This is a genomic window from Thermosynechococcus sp. PKX82, from assembly GCF_031583255.1.
Classification (GTDB): Bacteria; Cyanobacteriota; Cyanobacteriia; order Thermosynechococcales; family Thermosynechococcaceae; genus Thermosynechococcus.
In genome coordinates, this window is record NZ_CP134169.1 from 1,952,520 (window position 1) to 1,973,248 (window position 20,729).

21 protein-coding genes, 1 pseudogene and 1 riboswitch are annotated in these 20,729 nt (G+C 54.5%); of the genes and pseudogenes, 8 read left to right on the forward strand and 14 right to left on the reverse strand.

What is annotated here, in order from left to right:
* Positions 1 to 6: 6 nt before the first annotated feature.
* From RHH53_RS09710 to RHH53_RS09725, 4 genes are read right to left on the reverse strand one after another with little or no spacing between them, the layout of a single operon-like run.
* Positions 7 to 1,857: a prolyl oligopeptidase family serine peptidase gene (locus tag RHH53_RS09710; protein ID WP_310743724.1), complete on the reverse strand. Its 1,851-nt coding sequence runs from the start codon at positions 1,855 to 1,857 to the stop codon at positions 7 to 9.
* On the reverse strand, positions 1,854 to 3,302 hold the full coding sequence (purF, locus tag RHH53_RS09715; RefSeq protein ID WP_206199985.1) for an amidophosphoribosyltransferase: 1,449 nt from the start codon (positions 3,300 to 3,302) through the stop codon (positions 1,854 to 1,856). The genes RHH53_RS09710 and purF overlap by 4 nt, the downstream gene beginning before the upstream one ends.
* Positions 3,303 to 5,588: a phosphoribosylformylglycinamidine synthase subunit PurL gene (gene purL, locus RHH53_RS09720; RefSeq protein ID WP_310743725.1), complete on the reverse strand. Its 2,286-nt coding sequence runs from the start codon at positions 5,586 to 5,588 to the stop codon at positions 3,303 to 3,305.
* A 39-nt stretch (positions 5,589 to 5,627) separates the two neighbouring features.
* Positions 5,628 to 6,152, reverse strand: a complete 525-nt coding sequence (locus RHH53_RS09725; RefSeq protein WP_302677753.1) for a GNAT family N-acetyltransferase — start codon at positions 6,150 to 6,152, stop codon at positions 5,628 to 5,630.
* A 71-nt stretch (positions 6,153 to 6,223) separates the two neighbouring features.
* Here RHH53_RS09725 and RHH53_RS09730 point away from each other — a divergent pair, with 71 nt between their 5' ends.
* Together RHH53_RS09730 and RHH53_RS09735 are read left to right on the forward strand one after the other, a co-directional pair.
* Entirely contained in the window at positions 6,224 to 6,946 is a 723-nt protein-coding gene (locus RHH53_RS09730) for a hypothetical protein (protein ID WP_302677752.1), read from the forward strand.
* Positions 6,947 to 6,986: 40 nt separating this feature from the next.
* A complete protein-coding gene (locus RHH53_RS09735) occupies positions 6,987 to 8,645 on the forward strand; it encodes a Ppx/GppA phosphatase family protein (RefSeq protein ID WP_302677750.1) in 1,659 nt (552 codons plus the stop codon).
* Positions 8,646 to 8,655: 10 nt separating this feature from the next.
* Here the strand turns inward: RHH53_RS09735 and RHH53_RS09740 are convergent, their stop codons facing one another.
* The 6 genes from RHH53_RS09740 to RHH53_RS09765 all read right to left on the reverse strand — a co-directional run bounded on the left by RHH53_RS09740 (position 8,656) and on the right by RHH53_RS09765 (position 11,649).
* A complete protein-coding gene (locus RHH53_RS09740; RefSeq protein ID WP_310743726.1) occupies positions 8,656 to 9,591 on the reverse strand; it encodes a branched-chain amino acid ABC transporter permease in 936 nt (311 codons plus the stop codon).
* On the reverse strand, positions 9,592 to 9,975 hold the full coding sequence (gene gcvH, locus RHH53_RS09745) for a glycine cleavage system protein GcvH (RefSeq protein WP_206199991.1): 384 nt from the start codon (positions 9,973 to 9,975) through the stop codon (positions 9,592 to 9,594).
* A gap of 16 nt (positions 9,976 to 9,991) precedes the next feature.
* A complete protein-coding gene (locus RHH53_RS09750) occupies positions 9,992 to 10,189 on the reverse strand; it encodes a hypothetical protein (protein WP_206199992.1) in 198 nt (65 codons plus the stop codon).
* 18 nt (positions 10,190 to 10,207) lie between these two features.
* A complete protein-coding gene (def, locus tag RHH53_RS09755; RefSeq protein ID WP_149818965.1) occupies positions 10,208 to 10,774 on the reverse strand; it encodes a peptide deformylase in 567 nt (188 codons plus the stop codon).
* A gap of 72 nt (positions 10,775 to 10,846) precedes the next feature.
* Positions 10,847 to 11,188, reverse strand: coding sequence for a LapA family protein (locus RHH53_RS09760; protein ID WP_149818967.1), 342 nt, complete (start codon positions 11,186 to 11,188; stop codon positions 10,847 to 10,849).
* A gap of 95 nt (positions 11,189 to 11,283) precedes the next feature.
* Positions 11,284 to 11,649 carry a hypothetical protein gene (locus RHH53_RS09765; protein ID WP_206199993.1) on the reverse strand — a complete coding sequence of 122 codons (366 nt, stop codon included), beginning with the start codon at positions 11,647 to 11,649 and terminating at the stop codon, positions 11,284 to 11,286.
* Between the two features lie 78 nt (positions 11,650 to 11,727).
* On the opposite strand from RHH53_RS09765, the gene RHH53_RS09770 reads away from it, so the two are divergent.
* The 4 genes from RHH53_RS09770 to RHH53_RS09785 all read left to right on the forward strand — a co-directional run bounded on the left by RHH53_RS09770 (position 11,728) and on the right by RHH53_RS09785 (position 15,599).
* The gene (locus tag RHH53_RS09770; RefSeq protein ID WP_310743727.1) at positions 11,728 to 12,555 is read left to right on the forward strand and encodes an aldose epimerase; all 828 of its coding nucleotides are present in this window, start codon (positions 11,728 to 11,730) and stop codon (positions 12,553 to 12,555) included.
* 33 nt (positions 12,556 to 12,588) lie between these two features.
* Entirely contained in the window at positions 12,589 to 14,109 is a 1,521-nt protein-coding gene (gene trpE / locus RHH53_RS09775; RefSeq protein ID WP_302677743.1) for an anthranilate synthase component I, read from the forward strand.
* A gap of 166 nt (positions 14,110 to 14,275) precedes the next feature.
* Positions 14,276 to 14,893, forward strand: coding sequence for a Crp/Fnr family transcriptional regulator (locus tag RHH53_RS09780; protein WP_206199996.1), 618 nt, complete (start codon positions 14,276 to 14,278; stop codon positions 14,891 to 14,893).
* Positions 14,894 to 15,017: 124 nt separating this feature from the next.
* A riboswitch (Glutamine riboswitch) is annotated at positions 15,018 to 15,102 on the forward strand.
* 44 nt (positions 15,103 to 15,146) lie between these two features.
* Positions 15,147 to 15,599: a DUF4278 domain-containing protein gene (locus tag RHH53_RS09785; protein ID WP_206199997.1), complete on the forward strand. Its 453-nt coding sequence runs from the start codon at positions 15,147 to 15,149 to the stop codon at positions 15,597 to 15,599.
* Between the two features lie 117 nt (positions 15,600 to 15,716).
* Here RHH53_RS09785 and RHH53_RS09790 read toward each other — a convergent pair whose 3' ends face one another.
* The 3 genes and pseudogenes from RHH53_RS09790 to RHH53_RS13190 form a co-directional block, all read right to left on the reverse strand.
* Complete coding sequence (locus RHH53_RS09790) at positions 15,717 to 16,265, reverse strand: hypothetical protein (RefSeq protein WP_302677741.1); 549 nt, start codon at positions 16,263 to 16,265, stop codon at positions 15,717 to 15,719.
* Between the two features lie 551 nt (positions 16,266 to 16,816).
* Entirely contained in the window at positions 16,817 to 16,951 is a 135-nt protein-coding gene (locus RHH53_RS09795) for an FmdB family zinc ribbon protein (protein ID WP_225901716.1), read from the reverse strand.
* A gap of 5 nt (positions 16,952 to 16,956) precedes the next feature.
* Positions 16,957 to 17,073: pseudogene (locus tag RHH53_RS13190) on the reverse strand (acetamidase/formamidase family protein); the annotation flags it as partial.
* 130 nt (positions 17,074 to 17,203) lie between these two features.
* Between RHH53_RS13190 and RHH53_RS09805 the strand changes: the two are divergent.
* Positions 17,204 to 18,403 (forward strand): DNA double-strand break repair nuclease NurA, encoded by a 1,200-nt coding sequence (locus tag RHH53_RS09805; RefSeq protein WP_310743728.1) that lies wholly within the window; start codon positions 17,204 to 17,206, stop codon positions 18,401 to 18,403.
* Positions 18,354 to 19,874, forward strand: coding sequence for an apolipoprotein N-acyltransferase (lnt, locus tag RHH53_RS09810; RefSeq protein ID WP_310743729.1), 1,521 nt, complete (start codon positions 18,354 to 18,356; stop codon positions 19,872 to 19,874). Before RHH53_RS09805 ends, lnt begins: the two co-directional genes overlap by 50 nt.
* Here the strand turns inward: lnt and RHH53_RS09815 are convergent.
* Positions 19,837 to 20,664 carry a DUF3598 family protein gene (locus RHH53_RS09815; protein WP_310743730.1) on the reverse strand — a complete coding sequence of 276 codons (828 nt, stop codon included), beginning with the start codon at positions 20,662 to 20,664 and terminating at the stop codon, positions 19,837 to 19,839. The two genes, lnt and RHH53_RS09815, sit on opposite strands and share 38 nt — an antisense overlap.
* Positions 20,665 to 20,729: the final 65 nt, after the last annotated feature.

A 20,729-nucleotide genomic window follows, 5' to 3' on the forward strand; every position in this document is an offset into this window, starting at 1 on the left:
GTTCTTCTAGCCGTTGAGTAAATGCCTTTGATAAAACTTTAATTCTGCCTCAAGGGCGGTGGCGATCGTGCTGCTTTGGCGGAAGCCGTGTCCCTCTTCGGCAAAGGTGTAATATTCTACGGGAATGCTCTTGGCCTGAAGGGCGGCTACCATCTGTTCCGCTTGGCTGGGGGGAACAACGACATCCTTTAGCCCCTGAAAGAAAATCACTGGACGGCTGAGGCGATCCGCATGGTAGAGGGGCGATCGCTGGCGGTAGAGGTCTGCCCCTGCGGGATAGGGGGCAATCAGTTGATCAAAATAATGGGCTTCAAAAGCATGGGTTTCCTTGAGCAGGCTAAGGAGATCACCAATGCCGTAGTAACTTGCTCCCACATGGAAGGTTGTCGTAAACGTCAGGGCACACAGAGTGGTATAGCCCCCAGCACTGCTGCCGCGAATGGCTAAGCGATCGCCATCCACCTTTCCTTGGCGAACTAAATACTCTGCCCCAGCGCTACAGTCCGCCACATCCACCACGCCCCACTGTCCCCGCAGGGCATTGCGATAGGCACGACCATAACCCGTACTGCCACGATAGTTGACATCCAACACCGCAAAGCCGCGACTGGTCCAAAACTGGATGCGCAAATCGAGACCTGTGCCACTGGCTGCCGTTGGCCCGCCATGACTTCTCACGATTAAGGGGGGGCGTGAGTCTGCCGGGGGTTGTACTTGGGGATTTTGGGGCGGGTAGAAAAAGCCGTAGGCGGTTGCGCTGTCACTCGTCGGAAATTCCATCACCTCGGGCTGGGAAATCCACTCCCGTGGCAGAGGAGAAGCAATGGGTTGCAGCGGTGTGGTGGTGCCGTCATCCAGATTGAACTCAACAATATGGGGGGGCAACAGGGGCGAACTGCCAATCAAGGCAACGGCGCGATCGCTCAGGCGAACGAGAGAATGAATCTCAGTGTAGTCCGTCGGGACAGTTTGCCACTCACCCGTGGCTAGGGAGACGACTGCCAGCCGCCATAGGCCGCGATCGCTATAGGTTAACACCACCGTTTCCGGGTTCACCAAAGCATAGGTGGATTGACCAAAGACCCACAGGGGCACACCGGCATCATAACTGGCCTGCCAAACGGGTTCATGGCGGCCATCACGGTAACGATAGAGATTCCACCAGCCAGAGCGATCGCTGATGTAGTAGAGGGTCTCTCCCTGCCATTGGGGTTGCTGAACCGATTCATCGCTGCTGCCAGCAATACGGTAGGGGGTACCAAGGGAGCCGTCGTCATTGAGGGTTGCCCCCCAGAGTTCACAGCCATCCCAAGGCATCTGCGGTGCTGACCATTGCAACCAAACCAAGGTGTTGCCCCCTGGACTCAAACGTGGCGCCGCATAGAAGCCCGCTCCTTGAACCAGCACTGTCCGTTTTCCCGACAGGTGAATGGCAACAATGGACTGTTGGCTGGAGCCATCGGCAAAATGCGCCTCTTCGACACACAACAGGCGATCGCGCCAAGGATCGACGCAACCATCGGCAAAGCGCGTATTCGCCGCTTGATAGATTAACTGAGGGCTGGGTTCCCCAAGGGCATAGATTCCCTGATCGGCATCATTGACAAAGTAAATCTGATCACCGTGGTACCAGTAGGCACCGCCGCCATACTCATTCACGCGCGATCGCGCACTCCAAGGGGCAGCCAAAAGTTCTTGCCCTTGACGCACCAGCACTACTCGCCCCTTTTCTTGGGGACGCCGCTCTAACCCCACCAAACCTAGGGGAGTGGCGCGCAATTCACTGAGACTGGTGGCCGCAGCACTGACTTCGGCGGCAGAGAGGATCGAAGGCCAGTGACCGTAGTCCAAACTCATTGGGGAATTTGCTCAAGCACCAACTTTTGCCGTTTCACTGGCTCTGGGATGCTAATCGGGTACTTGCCCGTAAAGCAGGCGGAACAAAAGCGATCGCCCGTATCATAAGTGGCGGCAATCATTCCCTGCCAACTGAGATAGCTCAGGGAATCGACACCAATCTGAGCGGCAATCTCAGCCACGGACTTGGTGGCTGCAATCAGTTGATCTTGGGTATCGGTGTCAATGCCATAGAAGCACGGGTGAGTGACCGGCGGCGAGGAAATCCGCATATGTACTTCCACTGCACCGGCATCCCGCAGCGCTTTGACAATTTTGCGGCTAGTGGTGCCCCGCACAATCGAGTCATCCACAATCACCACCCGCTGTCCCATCAGCACATCCCGCAGCGGATTCAGCTTCATGCGAATTCCCGACTCTCGCATCGACTGGGTGGGCTGAATAAACGTCCGCCCCACATAGCGATTTTTAATCAGGCCTTCGGCGTAGGGCACCCCCGTCGCTTGGGAAAAGCCAATGGCAGCAGGGATACCGGAATCCGGTACAGGAATGACGATGTCCGCCTCGGCGGGAGCTTCGCAACCCAACTGCTGTCCCAACCGCTGCCGGTAGCTATAGAGGCTCTCCCCCTGCATCACACTGTCAGGGCGGGCAAAGTAAATCATCTCAAAGATACACAGCTTGCGTTGCGACTCTGCCCATTGCACACTGCCAATCCCGTCGGCACTAATGTGGACGAGTTCCCCAGGCTCCACCTCCCGCACATAGTCCGCACCAATAATATCGAGGGCACAGGTTTCAGAAGCTAGCACGTAATGGGGCGTGGTCTCACCCATGAGGCGGCCAATCATTAAGGGACGAATGCCATGGGCATCTCGCAGGCCAAACAATCCTGCTGGTGTCCCCATCACTAGACTAAAAGCCCCTTGGCACTGTTGAGCAGCGGTAATGATCCCCTCTGACCAAGATTGACCGGTGGCCACGGCTTGGGCGATCGCCCAAGCAATGAGTTCCGAATCTGTGGTACTGGCTAACACCGCCGTAGGGGCATCACAGGCTAGGACTTGTTCGCGCAGAGCGTAGGTATTCACTAAGTTACCGTTGTGGGCTAAGGCCAAAGGCCCAAGGCGAGTGTCCACCACAACGGGTTGCGCATTGACAATGCGACTAGAACCGGTGGTCGAGTAGCGGTTGTGGCCGACAGCCAAATCTCCCACCAGCCCTCCAAGAATCTCTTCGTCAAAGACTTGGGAGACCAAGCCCATATCCTTGTAACAGTGGACGGTGTCACCCGCAAATGTGGCAATTCCCGCCGATTCCTGACCTCGATGTTGCAGGGCATAGAGACCAAAGTAGGCGAGGCGAGCCACATCCGCCCCCGGGGCATAGACCCCAAAGACACCACAGGCTTCTTCCGGCTTATCAGCAAATTGTTGTTCTGTCATTTAGTCCAAATACTTCGGCAGGGGCGATCGCCACGCAAGAGCTAACTCTTCCATCGTAACCTTGATAAGTGGAGAATTGTCACAGGTGTCAATACACAGTTCTGTATGTTCACCATTAACAACCCCTAGGCGTGTCCAAGCATTGGGCAGTTGCGCCTGCACATAGGCTTCCCACACCGTCTGTGCCGCTGGCGGCACCGAAACCAGAATGCGCGCCCCCCCTTCAGCAAACAGCAGCACATCCCACCGCGGATAGGTGCCCGCTGGCAATTGAATCGTTGCCCCCCGTTGGCTGCTGAGACAGCTTTCCGCCAAGGCCACGGCCAAGCCCCCCTCGCTGAGATCGTGGGCACTGGCAACCCACCCCTGCTGAATGCCATAGCGACACACCGCCTGCACTCGCTGCTCTAGGTCTAAATCAATCTGAGGTGGACGCCCCGCCACAAGGCCATGGATCTGGGCAAGGTATTCCGACCCACCGAGGCTCAGGCGCGGATCACTCAAGGGCGTGGTCAGAGGCAACCCCAATAGGTAAATGGCATCTCCGGGCGATCGCCAGCCCTGACCGACAACCCGCTGCAAATCGGGAATCAACCCCACCATCCCCACCACGGGGGTCGGATAAATCGGCTGTGGTTGGCCATTGCGATCAATTGTTTCGTTGTAGAGGGAGACATTGCCACCCGTGACTGGCGTTTGTAGAGTCCGGCAGGCCTCCGCAAGACCGCGGCAGGCATGGGCCAACTGCCAGTAACCTACGGGCGTTTCGGGACTGCCAAAGTTGAGGTTATCGGTGACGGCCAGAGGCTCTGCCCCCACACAACTCAGATTACGAGCGGCTTCGGCCACAGCTGCTTTGCCGCCTTCGTAGGGATCCAGATACACATAGCGGCTGGGGCAATCGACCGTCGCCGCAATCCCTTTGGAGGTGCCCCGCAGGCGAATGACCGCTGCATCAGCATCACCGGGGAAAACGAGGGTGTTGTTTTGCACCTCGTGATCGTACTGACGATAGACCCATGCTTTAGAGGCAATACTGGGGGTGGCGAGAAGAGTGAGCAAAATCTCCGCGGGCGATCGCGCCGGTAGCGCCAATTGATCCACCGACCATTGCCGCGCCTGTTGGACATAGACAGGTGGCTCACTGGGACACTGTCGCTCATAGAGGGGGGTATCTTCGGCAAGGGCACGGGCAGGCACCTCTGCGGCCACCTCGCCCCGGTAAAGCACCCGCACCAGCGGTTCAGCAATGACGCGACCCACAACCACCGCCTGCAAGCCCCAACGATGGAAAATCTCAATCAGTTCGGCTTCCCGCCCTTGCGCCGCCACAAAGAGCATCCGTTCTTGGGATTCCGAAAGGAGAAACTCGTAGGGCACCATCCCCTGTTCCCGTACGGGCACTTTGTCCAAGTCCAGTTCAATACCAACACCGCCTTTGGCAGCCATTTCCGCAGTCGAGCAGGTCAAGCCCGCTGCCCCCATATCTTGGGCGGCCACCACTGCCCCCGTTTGAAAGGCTTCCAGACAGGCTTCAATGAGGCATTTTTCCATGAAGGGATCCCCCACTTGGACGGCGGGGCGATCGCTCATTGATTCATCAGTGAGTTCAGCGCTGGCAAAACTTGCCCCCCCCATGCCATCACGACCCGTTGTAGATCCCACATACAGCACCGGATTGCCAATGCCACTCGCTCCCGATTTAACAATTTCTGGGGTTTCCATGAGGCCTAAGGCCATGGCATTCACCAAGGGATTACCGGCATAGCAAGGGTCAAAATAGACCTCGCCCCCCACCGTGGGCACACCGACACAGTTGCCATAGTGGGCAATACCCGCCACGACTCCTTTCACCAATTGTTGGGTTTTGGCTTCCTTAAGATCGCCAAAGCGCAGGGCGTTCAGCAGGGCAATGGGACGCGCCCCCATCGTAAAAATATCCCGCAGAATCCCCCCCACGCCGGTCGCTGCCCCCTGAAAGGGTTCAATGGCCGAGGGATGATTGTGGGACTCAATCTTAAAAGCAAGGCGCAAGCCATCCCCTAAGTCCACGACGCCGGCATTCTCACCGGGACCGACCAGTACCCGTGCCCCTTGGGTGGGAAACTGCTTGAGCAGGGGACGGGAGTTTTTGTAGCAGCAATGCTCTGACCACATCACCCCAAACATGCCCAATTCCGCGCGGTTGGGATGGCGGCCAAGGCGGCGGACAATTTCGGTGTACTCTTGGGGCTTGAGGCCTTCAGCAGCAATCTCAGCCTCAGTGACGAGGGGGATTTGGCTCATGGCAAAGGATGATTTCGGCTACGTTATTGATTATCGAGCCTAGCGGGAATTGGGGTACCAAAACATCCCCTTAATCCCCTCGGGATCCGGACGAAAACCCAACTGACGGTAAAAGTCGACCACATGGGGATCCGCAAAGAGGGTAATGTTGCTGATGTCCTCGCTGCGCAGTTCTTTGATCATCTGCCGCATTAATTCTTTGCCCAGCCCCCGTCCCTGAAACTCTGGATGCACGACCACATCCCAAATCGTGGCATTAAAGGCGTGATCCGAGGTCGCACGCGAAAAACCAATGAGGCGACGATAGGCACCCCGCTGCTCCCACATCGAGATCACTAAAAAGCTATGCTGAATTGCTTTTTTCACCTTGCGAATGGGGCGGCGCGACCAGCCCACGGCATCACAAAGTTCCTCGAGTTCATAGACATCAATATCTTTTTCTTTGCTGAAAATAATTTGGCTTTCGCTGCCATTGTCCCGCTCTACCTGAGAACCTACACTAGGGGACGTCGTGGTGGCGCTGGCAGTCGGTTGCGAATTGAACAGCGATTTCCAGAAGCTCATGCAAGTATGCTGGAGATGGGGAAACGACCAAGTGTAACCCGGCCTAGGCTATAGTATAGCGACTCTCACCCATGGTTTCCGATTTTCAACTGCGTAACCTTGATGTCCTGAAGCGATTCAACCGCTCCTTTCCGGACTTTTATGAGCAATTTGTTGGTCGGGATGTCCAACTGCAAAACCTGAAACTGGGGTTTCAAATTCATAAGACCAATCAGGCGGTGATTCAGATTGTCCCTGAGGGCGATCGCTCTGTTCTCCACTTTGCCCACCGCAATCACTCTTACCTGCTCAGTGATCTCTTTGGGGTGATGGCCGCCTACAAGCTGACAATTCACAATGTCTCGCTCTATGGCCATGTGCGACCACCGATGCTGGTGTTTGTCAAACTGGTGCTCTCAGAGCAGGGCAAACCCCTGACGAAAAAGCGTAGTGAAAGCGTGCGCCGTGCCCTCCAACAGACCCTCAGTGGTGAATTTGCCGTTGAGGAAATGCTGGCCATGGAGTTTAACCTCAACGAAGGCCTGCCGCAAATTACCACCAGCTTTTATCAGGATCAGGTCTTTCATCTGCCGGCACTGTTGGTGGAGTCCGCGAATCATCCGGCGCTGCTCTACAAGGTAATGCATGCCATTTGGCAAGAGGAATTGCTGGTGGTGAATATCAACTTTATGCTTTGGCAGGGACGGGTGCGACTGTTACTCTATCTGCTGGGACCCAATGGCAGTGTGATTCCCGATTATTTAGGCTCGCGTATTGCTGCCAAGATTAAGGATCATCTAACGGGAAACACTTAGGGTAGGATAGGGGGTGTTTGTCTCCTTTATTACAAGTCCAATGACGGCTGAACAACATCTCCACCTGTGGCGAGCAGTGAATCTCAGCGATCGCATTCTAGCGGCCATTGATGTTGGGACAAACTCAATTCACATGGTGGTGGTGCAAATTCAGCCCAGTTTACCCAGTTTCAAAATCATTGCTGCTGAAAAAGATATGGTGCGGCTGGGGGAACGTTGCCAAATTACGGGGCAACTGACAGAGGAAGCGATGAAGCGGGCGATCGCCACCCTGCGCCGCTGTCGTGAACTGGCCACAGGTCTGAAGGCCGAAGAAATTATTGGTGTGGCCACCAGTGCGGTGCGCGAAGCCCCCAATGGTCGCGAGTTTTTAGAGCGGGTCAAGGAAGAGACCGGCCTGACGATTGATCTGATTTCCGGCGAAGAGGAAGCGCGGCGCATCTACTTGGGCGTGCTCTCGGGGCTAGAGTTCAACGGCAAGCCCCACATCATCATTGACATTGGCGGTGGCTCCACAGAGTTAATCTTGGGGGATGGTCATGAACCCCGCTACCTCAGCAGTACCAAAGTGGGGGCAGTACGCCTGACGGACTTATTTGTCAAAAGCGATCCCATTAGCGATCAGGACTACGCGGCCCTGCGCGCCTATGTACGGGGAATGTTGGATCGTGCCGTTGAAGACCTGCGGCAGCAGCTTGGCCCCCATGAAAAACCGCAATTGGTGGGTACCTCAGGCACGATTGAAAGCCTGATGATGATTCACACCTGCGATCGCCTTGGTGCTTGTCCCCCCTCCCTACGCGGCTATGAACTGACGCTAGGGGACTTAAAGGCACTTGTGGCCAAATTGCGGCGACTAAACTTTAACCAGCGCTGTCAACTCTTGGGGATGTCGGAGCGGCGCGCTGAAATTATTGTTGCAGGGGCAGTGATTCTCGCTGAGGCCATGGAGATGCTTGGTCAAACCAGCCTGATCACCTGCGATCGCGCCCTGCGGGAAGGCATCATTGTGGACTGGATGCTTACCCACGGCCTGATTGAAGACCGCCTCCGCTATCAAAGCTCGGTGCGTCAGCGCAGTACCTACAGTTTGGCGCAAAAGTTCCATGTCAATCTTGCCAGCAGTGAACGGGTGGCCGATTTCGCCCTGACGCTCTTTGATCGCACCCAAGGGATTCTCCACAACTGGACAGAAGCAGAGCGAGAACTCCTCTGGGCAGCAGCGATTCTCCACAATGCCGGTCACTACGTCAGCCATTCTGCCCACCACAAACATTCCTACTACCTTGTGCGCCATGGGGGTCTGCTCGGCTACACCGATACGGAAATCGAGATCATTGCCAACCTCTGTCGCTATCACCGCAAGAGTCCCCCCAAGAAAAAGCATGAAAACTTCCGCCAACTGGTGGGACGGCGAGAACGGCAAATTGTCGAGCAACTGAGTGCGATTCTACGGCTGGCTTCGGCCTTGGATCGGCGACAAATTGGGGCCGTGGATCACATGACCTGTGAGTGGCGCGCTGTACAACGGGAGTTTTGTGTGCAGGTACATCCCGCTGATCCGAGCGATCGCTGTGAACTGGAAATTTGGAGTGTCAACTACAAAAAAGAACCCTTTGAAAGCCAATTTGGCGTCAGTTTGAAGGTGGAATTAGTGCCCGCCAGTAGTACGGCTCTAGCCACAGCAGTCAACTACTAATTCAACAGCCTTAAACTTTTTCCACTGGGGGCTGCCCCAACAGTCCTTGGGGGCGCACAAGCAGCACCAGAAAGAGAATCGCAAAGGCCGCAGCATCCCGAAACCCCGAAGCAGCGGCAGGCACCATTGCCTCCACTAGTCCCAGCAAAAAACCCGCCAACATTGTCCCCGGTAAGCTCCCTAGGCCCCCCAGAACAATCACCGCTAACCCCTTGAGACCAAAGATCACGCCAAACTGCGGCCCCGTAATCCCGACACTCAAGGCGACGAGGGTACCAGCAACGGCAGCCAAAGCACTGCTGACAAAAAACGTCACTTGAATAATGCGATCGCTATCAATGCCCAGTAATGTCGCGGCAGTCGGATTTTCGGCCACCGCTTGCAATCCTTTCCCCATGCGCGTCCCTTTGACCCAATAGGTCAGGGCAATCATCAAAGCCACGGCCACGGCAAAGATGACAAATTGACTAGTGCGCAGGGCAATGTCCCCCAACCGCAGGGTGAGGGGCAATCTCCCCCAGAGTTGATCGGGATAGGTATAGACTTCGGCACCCACCAAATACTGGATCAGGTTGGTGAGGAGAACAGCCGCCCCAAGGCTGGCCACCACGGTCAAGAGGGTATCGGCGCGCTGTTGCCGCAGGGGTCGAAAGACGACCCAATCAATGCCAACCCCCAACAGGCCACAGCCAAGGGCACTGAGAACTAAGGCCAGCGCAAAGGGTAAGGCAACGGGAAGCTGTCCATTGACCAACAGACCATTAAAGCCAAAGCGTCCCCCTAAGAGGGCATAGGTGAGATAAGCGCCAATGGCAAAAACAGCACCGTGGGCAAAGTTGATGATGCCCAAAATCGAGAAGACAAGGGTATAGCCGAGGGCAAAGATGGCATAAACACTCCCTGTGGCCAATCCATCCACAAGGACTTGCAGGCTGCTTGTTAGCACCTACGCTCCTTCCACAAGGGCACGATAATCCGCTGCTGAGAGGAGTCCCGTAGGGGGGGTACTGACTTGCACCTTCACCAACCACCCCTCCCCATAGGGATCGGCAGCAATTTGCTCTGGGTTGTCAATGACAGCTTGATTGACCTCAATCACGGTTCCGGCGAGGGGTGCATAGAGATCCTCAACGGCCTTGACCGACTCAATGGTGCCAAAGCGTTCGCCGGGTTCTAGGACATCGCCAACGGCAGGCAACTCAACAAAGACAATATCCCCCAGTTGATCGACGGCAAAGGCACTAATGCCGAGGGTGGCTGTATCGCCCTCAAGGCGCAGGTACTCATGGCTGTCGAGATATTGCAGGTCGTCAGGGTAGGTGAGCGTCATAGCAGATTCCAATCCATCAGGGGCGATCGCTGGCACGGGCAAGGCGCACCGCCGTTACAAAGGCTACTAAACCAAGGGGCACACTGAGGAGCAAAATCACGGTAGTTGGAAGGGTTCCCAACTGGGCTTCTCCCGAACTCAGTTCAAAAACACAACCCACCGTGGCGATCGCTGCCACACAGGCACCCAGTAGGTATAGATAACTCTTGGCCACAGACGATGATCCTCAGGGTTAGGCAGCAATGGGACGCACGGCACTGGCGGTAAACCCATGCTCTTTGAGTTCGTGGCGCAGTAGGGCTTGGTTCTCGACGCGATCGACAAACATCACCCCCGTCAGGTGATCAATTTCATGCTGGATCGCCCGCGCCAGTAGCCCACCCGCCATGATGACTTGGGGACGCCCCCACTCATCTTTGTAGGCCACCTCCACCATGGCCGGACGACGCACCTCTAGGTACACCCCCGGAATACTCAGGCAGCCCTCTTGGCAGACTTCAAGGTCTTCACTGAAGTCCTTAATGACCGGGTTAATCATCACCAACGGTTCTGCCTCGGGGTCATCGGGATGAATATCAATGACAAGAATTTGCTTATTGATGCCCACCTGCGGTGCCGCCAAGCCAATGCCATCGGCACTGTACATGGTTTGCAGCATTTTCCGCACAATATCGCGGATACTGTCATCCACTTTGCTGACCCGTTTGGCGGGTTGACGCAGCACGCGATCGCCCAAATAGTGCAATTGCAGGGGCGGATTTTTTAACTTTTTCTTTTCAACAGCCAGAGAGGTAGCCATAGGACACGCCGATTAACACAAAATAACAAAAGTTAATCATTTCCTAGCCTAACGAATTTTCAAGGCTCTCGGCTACTTTTCCGTCGAGGCACTGCTGACACTGGGCAAGAGGCGTTGTTGCTCCTCAAGGGCAGCTTTGTAGCGTTCCACATCCTCCTCAAGGTGGGCAATTTGCTCATCGCGGGCTTCCATTTCCACCCGGATTGTAAAGATGCGCTGCACCTGTACCCAGACGTTAAAGACCCAAGCAAAGACGGCACCAATGCCCATGGCCACGATGAGTTCAATGCACAATGGGGCTTGAATCACTTTCCCTTCAAAGAACTTAATACTTACGGGTTCGGTATTCTGAATACTAAAGAGAACTAAGCCCAAGCCAATGACAAATATCATCAAGAAGTTCAGTTGTCGCATAGGGCATCCTGTAACAAATCTAAGCATAGACAGGGATTGTCGCATCGGGCCTCTTGCCAGCGACCAACAATCTTGGGCTAATCATACCACTGTGGCTAGTCCTCAATCACTGAGTGACTGACTTCTACTGCTTGGACATCAATGGTGCCGGGGGGAGCCAAGCGTTGAAACTGGCGATCGCGCACCATCAGGATTTCGCCACAGGCGGGGCATTGGGTTTGGGTATTCTTCAAACTACTAAATTCAAAGCCACACACTGGGCAAGCCGCCGTCACCAACTTCCAGCGAAACCAAAGTTGTAACCCTGCAAAAAGGAGTACAGGGGTCAACATCAAGATGAAAAACAGCACCAGAAAGGATTGCACTAACCAGCCTAGCCCCAGTAGCCCCAGTAACCAAGTTACCAGCAACACACTGAACCAAAAACGCAGGGTGGGGTTTAGGGTAAATCTTAGGGACATTGGCCTCCCTCCAAGGGCATTGCCGCTATTCTAGCGTAGTCGCGAGTGTATCCTAAAAAGCAGGCGTACTGTCCAGCTATGGTAATGCCCTATACTCTCCACGCCGAACGTACTCGCGTTGAAGTAATTCCAGAGCGCGGTGGCCTGATTAGCCGCTGGCAGTGGCAAGGTCATGAGCTGCTGTACTTGGATCGGGAGCGCTTTGCCAACCCGCAGTTAAGCGTGCGTGGCGGTATTCCCATTCTCTTTCCCATTTGTGGCAATTTGCCCGAGGATACATTTCACCACAATGGCCAAACCTATCACCTCAAGCAGCATGGCTTTGCACGGGATTTGCCATGGCAGGTGTTAGATCAGCAGGAACATCTCTTGAAGCTGGGATTGCAGGATACGCCAGCCACGCGCCAAGTCTATCCCTTTGCCTTTCATCTGACCTTAACCTACACCCTCGCTGCTGATGCCTTGGCGATCGCCTTTGAGGTGGCTAACCCCGGTGACACCCCCTTGCCCTTTAGCTTTGGCTTGCATCCCTACTTTGCCGTTGCTGACAAGCAGCAATTGCAGTTTGACCTGCCAATCCATGCCATGGTGGATCAGAAAACGCAACAACCCCTCACCTTTAGCGGCACGTTTGACTGGCATGCGGCAGAACTGGATTTGGCCTGTCGTCCCCTCACGGGTCAAGTGGCTCGCGTCTGTGATCTGCAACAACAGTACTGCCTGACGCTGCGCTACGATACAGCGTTTACAACCCTTGTTTTTTGGACGGTTCAGGGCAAACCCTACTACTGTCTAGAACCTTGGACTGCCCCCCGCAATGCCTTGAATACGGGGGTAGATCTCCTGCACGTGCCACCCCAAAAGCACCTCACCCTTGGCGTTGAGATTGCTGTTGCCCCCCTTTAGGGAGAAAATAGAAAGGTTTTCACAGACGCGACCATGTACCCCGATTTTCAGACCTTTTGTCAGCTTGCTGAGCAGGGTAACTTCATCCCCATCTATCAGGAGTGGGTGGCGGATATGGACACGCCCGTATCGGCTTGGTATCGGGTCTGTCGCGATCGCCCCTACAACTTTTTGCTCGAGTCCGTCGAGGGGGGTGAACAATTGGCTCGCTACAGCCTCCTCAGTTGTGATCCGCTCTGGGTACTAGAAACGCGGGGCAACCAAACCACCCAAACCCATCGCGATGGCTCACTCACCACATTTACGGGCAATCCCTTCACAATTTTGGCCAATTGCCTTGCCCCCTATCAACCCGTGAAGCTACCCCAACTGCCGGGGGGCATTGGCGGTCTTTTTGGTTTTTGGGGCTATGAACTGATTCAGTGGATTGAGCCGCGGGTTCCGATTCATCCTGCCACTGAAAAGGATTTGCCGGATGGCGTGTGGATGCAGGTGGATCAAATCCTGATTTTTGATCAGGTGAAGCGGAAAATTTGGGCAGTGGTCTATGCTGATACCCGTGAGACGGACTTGAAAACGGCCTATACCCATGCCAGCGATCGCCTAGAGCGGCTTTTGAGTCAACTGCGAACTCCGATTCCCGCTGCGGCCACCCAGCTGCACTGGCAACCCAGTCGCCAGACCCCTAGTTATACCAGCAACATCACTCCCGAAGCCTTCTGTACCAATGTGGCGCGGGCCAAGGACTACATCCGTGCGGGCGATATTTTCCAAGTCGTTCTCTCCCAACGCCTCAGTGCCACCTACAGCGGCGATCCTTTTGCCCTCTATCGCTCCTTGCGCCTGATTAACCCTTCCCCCTACATGGCCTACTTTCAATTTGGCACGTGGCAGATCATTGGCTCTAGCCCAGAAGTCATGGTCAAAGCCGAACACCATCCTGAAAAACGTGGGTCTCTCCTTGCCACTGTCCGGCCCATTGCCGGTACCCGCAAGCGGGGTCACACCTACGCCGAAGATCAGCAACTCGCCGCAGAACTCCTTGCCGATACCAAAGAAGTGGCCGAACACGTCATGCTCGTTGATTTGGGGCGCAATGATTTGGGGCGCGTGTGTCGTCAGGGGAGTGTCACCGTCGAGGAGTTTATGGTGATTGAACGCTACTCGCACGTCATGCATATTGTGAGTAATGTTGTCGGCGAACTATTGCCCGATAAAACGGCATGGGATCTGCTCCAAGCTTGTTTTCCGGCTGGAACCGTCAGTGGTGCCCCCAAAATTCGAGCCATGGAAATCATCTATGAATTGGAGGGCTGCCGCCGTGGCCCCTACTCTGGTGCCTATGGTTACTATGACTTTGAAGGTCAACTCAATACCGCGATCGCTATTCGCACGATGGTGGTGCAACTGCTAAGCGACCACCAACACCTCATTCACGTCCAAGCCGGTGCTGGTATTGTTGCGGATTCCGATCCGCAGCGGGAATACGAAGAAACCTTGAACAAAGCTCGCGGTTTATTGGAGGCCATCTCTGTGCTGGGCGGCAAGCCTTAACCAAATGATCAAGGAGCCATCATCTGATTTTTACATTTACCCCTTAGTCTAATAGGCGGTTGTTGCTAACGTTACCCAGAACACAGGCACTGGGAATGTTGGAAAAACCACCCATCTCTCAGGCACACACCTAAGGGCTGGTTCCTTTGCTTGAGGTTCTACTGCCATGGCAAACGTCTCCACCGCTGCAATCACTCCCCCTGTGGATGGACGCTGGCGTTGCCCCTCTCGACTACACACGTTTGGCATGGGGGACAGCATCTGGATGGAGCCAGAGCGCATTTGGCTAGTGAGCCGGGGCGTCGTGCTGTTAAACCTTTTGCACCCCGATGGTGAAGAAGTGGTGGTGGGACTGGCCACACCCGGTACTGCTTTTGGTTTACCCTTGACCAGTTTAACGGCCTACCAAGCCAAGGCACTTTCCAAGGCAGAGTTGATGCTCTTTACACTGGTGGAGGTAGAATCCTCACCCAACTTGACCCAAAGCCTTGTGCGGGGTCTGGCTCGTCGCCTACGGCAAGCGGAAGGTCTTTTAGGAATTACCAGCCATCGCCGGATTGAGGAGCGATTACGCCATTTACTCTTGCTTTTGAAGCAAGAAATTGGTCAACCCCATCCCCTCGGCACTCGCTATAGTGTTCGCCTCACCCACCAGCAACTGGCAACGGCGATTGGCACAAGTCGAGTGACCATCACACGTCTGTTGGGCAAACTCAAAAAGGAGCAGTGGCTCACCTACGATCGCGATCGCCACATCATTCTCACCAACGCCGCTCAGATTTAGGTGATTTAGGTTAGTTCTCCCCTGATCAGGGCACCTCTGGCACAAAAGAGAAGGTTTCTAGTGTAAATTTTTGTAACCACTTGCACTCATAGTGGCAAAACTGTTAAATTAGATACAGAAATAAATCGTTCATCTTTGCTACGAACCACCAAAAAACTTAGGTGAATAGCGAAGACGGAAGTAGGGCAATTGTCCCGAAGGAACGCGCCTCAGCTGACAACAACTAGCCAGTACATCATTTGGGGCGATGATGATGACAACCACACTCACCTATCGCGGCGTTCAATACGACTACGTTCCTCCGGCAGTCCGTACTGAAGCAACCGATGTTGTAGCCAAATATCGGGGTTGGAACTACCACTGCACTCGAGCAGTGAATCCTCCGGCTCAACCTGTGCGGGATTTAATCTATCGCGGTGTGGTCTACCGTACGGGTCAAACGGAAGCTGTGAATACGACAGCAACCACTGCTGCCAACACAGCCAAGGAAGTGAATATGCCAGCGCTTGATCTCAATCAACTTTCGCGGGTCATTCTCACCCATCACCACCAAGTGATCAAAAACCGCGAACAATCCCTCCTCACGCGAATGATTGCCCAAATGGGATTACCTGCGGCCGCAGGTCACTATTGGAACCAAATTCAGGGCAAAATTAAGCCCCATGTCTGGACAAGCTACGATCGCAGTCATGCCACGATGAGCTAGCACAGGGGTGTGATTGTCCTCTCTCAAGACTGATTCGTAACGGCACTCGCATGGGAGTTATCTCTGGTGCGAGTTTTTTATTTCAGCCTAGGGCGTCAAGCAATGGCTGCACTTGGCCTAACTTAGCCATTCAATCTCATTAAGATCAAAATCAAGATCGAGATCGATCTCCGCCAAGTCCTCTGGATCGGCCACCTTCTTCAGGGAGGCAAGGGATTGTTTTGAAGGCTTGCGACTTTGGGGAGTTGGGCGCTTGATATCCGACAGTGTAGCCTTCTCGATGCGCGTCCTTTCTTTGAGGGCATTGGGGTTGACGTATTCTAGGAAGAAGTTTACTGTTTCCTGTTTTACCCAGCCATTGAGGACAGCCAAGGCACCGAAGCGATAGTTCACCTGCCACTGCTCCTTAAGAATTTGTTTTATTTGCTCTTCCGTCAATAAGCCTGCCTTTTTCAGGTAAAAACCAATCGGCCGTTTTGCTTTGTCTTGGATCAGTTTTGGCCACTCTTCTACAAAAAAGTCAATGGTTTTTTGGGGCAACCAACCATGGAGGGCAACAATTTCACCAAAGCGCAAGTTGGTATAAATGCTTTTTTCCATTAAGGCGACTTGGAGTTGGCCTCGTGTAATTAACCCCGCCTTCAGTAGTAATTCACCAATTCTCATGATTGCCCCTACGAGTAGAAAATCATCAACTTTCAACAACAATGGGACATCAATTGGGTACAGCCCCTTTCACAGGGATCGAACATCCTTGCAGCAGCCAACGCCGCTGTAGGACGGGTCACACATTTTTGTGCTTATTGTGTTTAGGCACAATATGTTATGACATATTTCAGAAAAGGGCTGCCGTTTTTTCAAGGACATACATCCGTTACTCTTGACAGTACCTCTCACAATAGCTGAAGTTACGCGAAACTCCTAATTGTAATAAATCTTAATACAGCTCTTTTCAGAGGGATCTCTTCACACGAATTCAGCGTGGCCAGTACAGCTCTTTTAAGAGAAGCTAGATGTTCGGATGTCAGTTTAGCCAAGGCTGAAAAAGCGGCAAAAATGCTCACCTCATCCTGTGTGAGCGGTTAATTAGTGGTTGAGCATCCACGGGCGACCACAGGAGTGCTGCTGAAAGCGGGGAGGCTTGGGTTCTTGGGGCGATCGCTGCACCAGTTCTGGGTCACTCCCCCGCGAGGGTCGGGGTAAGGAAGAAGAGAGATTTACCGCTGGTACGGAAAAATACGTCGGCCAAGCTGCTGACACTCTGGACAAAAGGCGGGTTCACTAGATTGGGCGAGCGATCGCCATTCCTCAAAAATGCCACACGTAGAGCAGCGAAACTCATAAAGGGGCATCTTTCATCACCGGGATTGACTGAAACCACTGCGGGGATCTCTGGATGCCAGCGATTATGCCCCGGCAGTTCTTGCTGATCCATGGGCTTAGTCAAATCCACTTTGAACAGGGTCTTCGGCATAGGGACGGACTCCAACGATTAGCAGTGTGCTCACCTGTAACTCAGTACCCATGAGCAATTATTGAGATGTTGTTTAGATTTAGTATTGGAGCAGGTCTTCAGGACAGCTGTATCTCCAGATACGAAAACAGTGTTGGACTTCGTCAAAGTGGCTGCTCAAATGGGAACGGTGGGTCAAGTGATCCGCCAAGGGGCGATCGCCAGCCAACAAAAACAAGCCCGTGCCCTCGAAGTGTTGACAGCGATGGCAGAAAATTTAGAGCACTATCGCCAAGCCATCCAAGCGTGGGGCGAGTCCTTTCCCTTTAATGCTGCTGAACCCATTGAATCCCTGACGGTGAAGCACGCTGTCCCCCCTGCCCCAAGGTCACACACAATTTTTGCCACCGATGGCTCGCAAATTGCCCCCAGTCACCACGAAATTGCCTATTGCTATTTGATTAATGTGGGACGGGTGGCGATCGCCTACGGTCAAGGGCAACGCCCCCATTTAGATAGTGTGCCGCAGTTGGTTTATGACCCCGATGAATTGGGGCGATCGCGGGGCTGGGGACTCACCATAGAAGACTGGTTACGCTACCGCCGCACTCAAGCGGAAATTCTTGCCCTTGTTGAACTCATTCAAACGCAAAACAAGAAAGCCCCCCGCCTAGCACTCGTGGATGGTTCACTGATTTTCTGGGCGTGGGAATCACTGCCGCCAATGGTGCGTGAGGAATTGTTGACGCCCATTTTAGCTGCTTGGGATGAATTGCGCGCGAAGCGAATTCCCTTGGTGGGCTATGTCAGCGCCTCCCGCAGTCATGAAACGGTGAATTTTCTGCGCTTGGGGGTTTGCCCCTACCCTGAACCCAACTGTGCCCTCCACTGTGGTCAGACAAGTCAGACTGGCCTCGAGGCGACTCGCGATCGCCCCCCTTGTCAAGTCTTTGATCCCCTGCGGGATGTGCTCCTCTGGCAAGCACACTTGGCACCGCAACAGTATAGTCCCCTCTGGCGGAGCCGCAGTCGCATTCTGGAACATTACGGTGAACATCAGATCTACGTTGCCTATCTCCACAGTGGCTCGGAAGTGGTGCGTTTGGAAGTTCCTCAATGGGTGGCGCGGGATGCAGACCTGTGGCAACAGGCAGTTGCGTTGACGGCAGCACAAATTGAAAAAGGGCGGGGTTACCCCGTGGCATTAGCAGAAGCCCACAATTTAGCCGTTGTGCGCGGCAGCGATCGCCAACGCTTTTTTGCTTTACTGGAACGGGAACTGATTAAAGCAGGACACTGGCATGTGGCTCCTTCCCCCAAAGAGCAACGCAAACGCCAAAGTATTGCCTAGGTGGCTGCTGTGTGTTGGTTTAGGCATCGCGGGCTGGGGAACACAGTTGGCGCTACCGCCAGTAAGCGGGTGGTTCTTGGCCTTCATAGGAATTATGCCCCTGTGGTGGCAGTGTCAGGTTTTATCGCCACTGTGGGCAGCGATCGCCGGCCTGTGTTGGGGACTAGGGTTCTACGGCAGTAGCTTAGTCTGGGTGTGGGATTTGCATCCCCTGACGTGGATTGGCATTGCGCCAGTGCCCAGTTGGTTGATCTCGCGGGGGATTTGGCTTTTCCTGAGTGGTTGGGGGGCAGTCCTGAGTGGGAGTTGGGCTTTTTTGATGGCACGCTATGGGGTGCGGCGGGCCGCCCCTTGGCAACTTCTGTGGGGTGTCACCCTTTGGTGTGCCCTTGAAGCCCTCTGGAGCTATTCGCCCCTGTGGTGGATTAGTTTATCCCTGACCCAAAGTCCAACGGGACTCCTTCAACTGGGTCGTCTGGCGGGACCCACCACGATTACGGCAGTCGTGATGACACTGAATGGCTTGGTCACCCTCAGTCTGTGGCGGCACACATGGGCAAAGCGATGGCTCGTTGTTACTCTTTTGGGGGCGATCGCCCTCAATGCTGTTTTAGGCGCTAGGGTCATGGCGGATCAAGGGGAACCCCTACGGGTGGGTTTGATCCAAGGCAATATCCCGACACGGGAAAAGCTCACGCCAGAGGGTATCCGCCGCGCTTGGCAGGACTATCCCCGTGGCTATCGCCAACTGGTGGCTCTAGGGGTTGATGCCGTCTTGACTCCGGAAGGGGCACTGCCGATTTTGTGGCAACCACACCAAGTCAATCCCATCACCAGCGCTGTTCGCGAGGCAGGGGTTCCCCTGTGGTTAGGGACATTCATGGAGACGCCAGGAGGGCATCATCAGGTGCTCCTGACCCTCGATGGGCAGGGGGAGATTTACAGTCGCTACAACAAAGTCAACCTTGTTCTTTTGGGGGAATATATTCCCGATTGGCTGGCGGGGGTAGTACAGCGGTTATCCACGTTGCGATCGCGCCTCCTGCCGGGGAACCCTGATCAGGTCTTTACCACCCCTTGGGGCAAGGCCGTTGTCCTGATTTGCTTTGAATCTGCCTTTTCCCACCGCAGCCGCTGGCAACTGGTTCATGGGGGGCAGTTTATCCTCAGTGTTGCCAACAATGATCCCTACCGTCGCCAACTGATGACCCAGCACCATGGCCATGATGTGTTGCGAGCCGTCGAGGGCGATCGCTGGCTCGTGCGCTCCACGAATACGGGTCTTTCTGCGGTGATTGCGCCTACGGGGGAAACTGTTTGGCTCTCCAATGCTGATGAGTTTGTGATTCATGCGGCAACGATTTTGCGGCGGCAGACCCAGACCCTCTACACTCGCTATGGGGATTGGTTGCTACCCCTCTTGCTGGGGATGCTTAGCTTATCCGTTCTTCGACAACGAGGGTGGCACTGACCCATTCGCCGCGATCGCCATAGGTGCGAATGAGGCGCTGCCGCTGCCCCTCTGCCCACAACCAGCCCACCTCAACAAAGAAGGGGTGACGAAAGGACACTTGCAAGGGGGTTAGGCTAGAGGTGCCATCGGGGAGCAGGACAAGCTGCTTGGGTTGATCCGTATCCGTAAAGAGTAGGCGCGACCCAGCAATTGTGGCCGTTGTTTTCACCTCGTGGTCGGGGGTTTGCAGCCGCTGGTAGAGCCGATCGCCCTCGCGCCAAAGGCTCAGCTGGGTCGGGGTTTCCGTGGGCGATCGCCAGTCGGCATAGACGGTGTAGGCGGTACCGCGCCATTCCCCTAGGAGTTGATCCACGGTTAAGGGAGGACGTTCAACGGCGTTACTGTGGGCACGAAACTCGCGAATCAGAGTCATGGATTGGAGGTGCTGATTTTTGTCAAAGAGTTGGACAAACCGCAGTCGGCGATCGCCCATGACAAAGCCATACTCCGCACCAAACTCGGCAAAGGGCGCCACCTGCAACGATCCCTTAGAAAAAGCCCCCGTCGGAAAAAAGACATTTTGGCGGCCAATGGTGGCATACTCCTGCACCGTTTCACTCGTAGGGGGCTGGTCAAGGCCATTACCAAAGCGTCGCAGTTCAAAGCGCACCCGTTGACCGTCAGCAGTATCGGCAAGGATCAAAATCGAGGGCACTGACGCTCCCACGTCTCCCGTAGGGCTGACCGCCGTAAAGGAGCCATGCCATTCCCCAAGGTTTTTGCGAAAATTTTCCCAATTTTTTGTCATTGATTATCCTTGATTATCTTTACCGCTGTGTGCCACCATCATCACTATAGAAAAATAAAGTATTG

What these genes read in the sequence shown, in the direction of transcription:
- RHH53_RS09780 (WP_206199996.1), top strand. Translation starts at nt 14,276, where the DNA reads ATGGCAAACGTCTCCACCGCTGCAATCACTCCCCCTGTGGATGGACGC.
- RHH53_RS09795 (WP_225901716.1), bottom strand. Translation starts at nt 16,951, where the DNA reads ATGCCCCTTTATGAGTTTCGCTGCTCTACGTGTGGCATTTTTGAGGAA.
- purL (WP_310743725.1), bottom strand. Translation starts at nt 5,588, where the DNA reads ATGAGCCAAATCCCCCTCGTCACTGAGGCTGAGATTGCTGCTGAAGGC.
- purF (WP_206199985.1), bottom strand. Translation starts at nt 3,302, where the DNA reads ATGACAGAACAACAATTTGCTGATAAGCCGGAAGAAGCCTGTGGTGTC.
- RHH53_RS09725 (WP_302677753.1), bottom strand. Translation starts at nt 6,152, where the DNA reads ATGAGCTTCTGGAAATCGCTGTTCAATTCGCAACCGACTGCCAGCGCC.
- trpE (WP_302677743.1), top strand. Translation starts at nt 12,589, where the DNA reads ATGTACCCCGATTTTCAGACCTTTTGTCAGCTTGCTGAGCAGGGTAAC.
- RHH53_RS09765 (WP_206199993.1), bottom strand. Translation starts at nt 11,649, where the DNA reads ATGTCCCTAAGATTTACCCTAAACCCCACCCTGCGTTTTTGGTTCAGT.
- RHH53_RS09770 (WP_310743727.1), top strand. Translation starts at nt 11,728, where the DNA reads ATGGTAATGCCCTATACTCTCCACGCCGAACGTACTCGCGTTGAAGTA.
- lnt (WP_310743729.1), top strand. Translation starts at nt 18,354, where the DNA reads ATGTGGCTCCTTCCCCCAAAGAGCAACGCAAACGCCAAAGTATTGCCT.
- RHH53_RS09735 (WP_302677750.1), top strand. Translation starts at nt 6,987, where the DNA reads ATGACGGCTGAACAACATCTCCACCTGTGGCGAGCAGTGAATCTCAGC.
- def (WP_149818965.1), bottom strand. Translation starts at nt 10,774, where the DNA reads ATGGCTACCTCTCTGGCTGTTGAAAAGAAAAAGTTAAAAAATCCGCCC.
- RHH53_RS09790 (WP_302677741.1), bottom strand. Translation starts at nt 16,265, where the DNA reads ATGAGAATTGGTGAATTACTACTGAAGGCGGGGTTAATTACACGAGGC.
- RHH53_RS09730 (WP_302677752.1), top strand. Translation starts at nt 6,224, where the DNA reads ATGGTTTCCGATTTTCAACTGCGTAACCTTGATGTCCTGAAGCGATTC.
- RHH53_RS09785 (WP_206199997.1), top strand. Translation starts at nt 15,147, where the DNA reads ATGACAACCACACTCACCTATCGCGGCGTTCAATACGACTACGTTCCT.
- RHH53_RS09815 (WP_310743730.1), bottom strand. Translation starts at nt 20,664, where the DNA reads ATGACAAAAAATTGGGAAAATTTTCGCAAAAACCTTGGGGAATGGCAT.
- gcvH (WP_206199991.1), bottom strand. Translation starts at nt 9,975, where the DNA reads ATGACGCTCACCTACCCTGACGACCTGCAATATCTCGACAGCCATGAG.
- RHH53_RS09710 (WP_310743724.1), bottom strand. Translation starts at nt 1,857, where the DNA reads ATGAGTTTGGACTACGGTCACTGGCCTTCGATCCTCTCTGCCGCCGAA.
- RHH53_RS09760 (WP_149818967.1), bottom strand. Translation starts at nt 11,188, where the DNA reads ATGCGACAACTGAACTTCTTGATGATATTTGTCATTGGCTTGGGCTTA.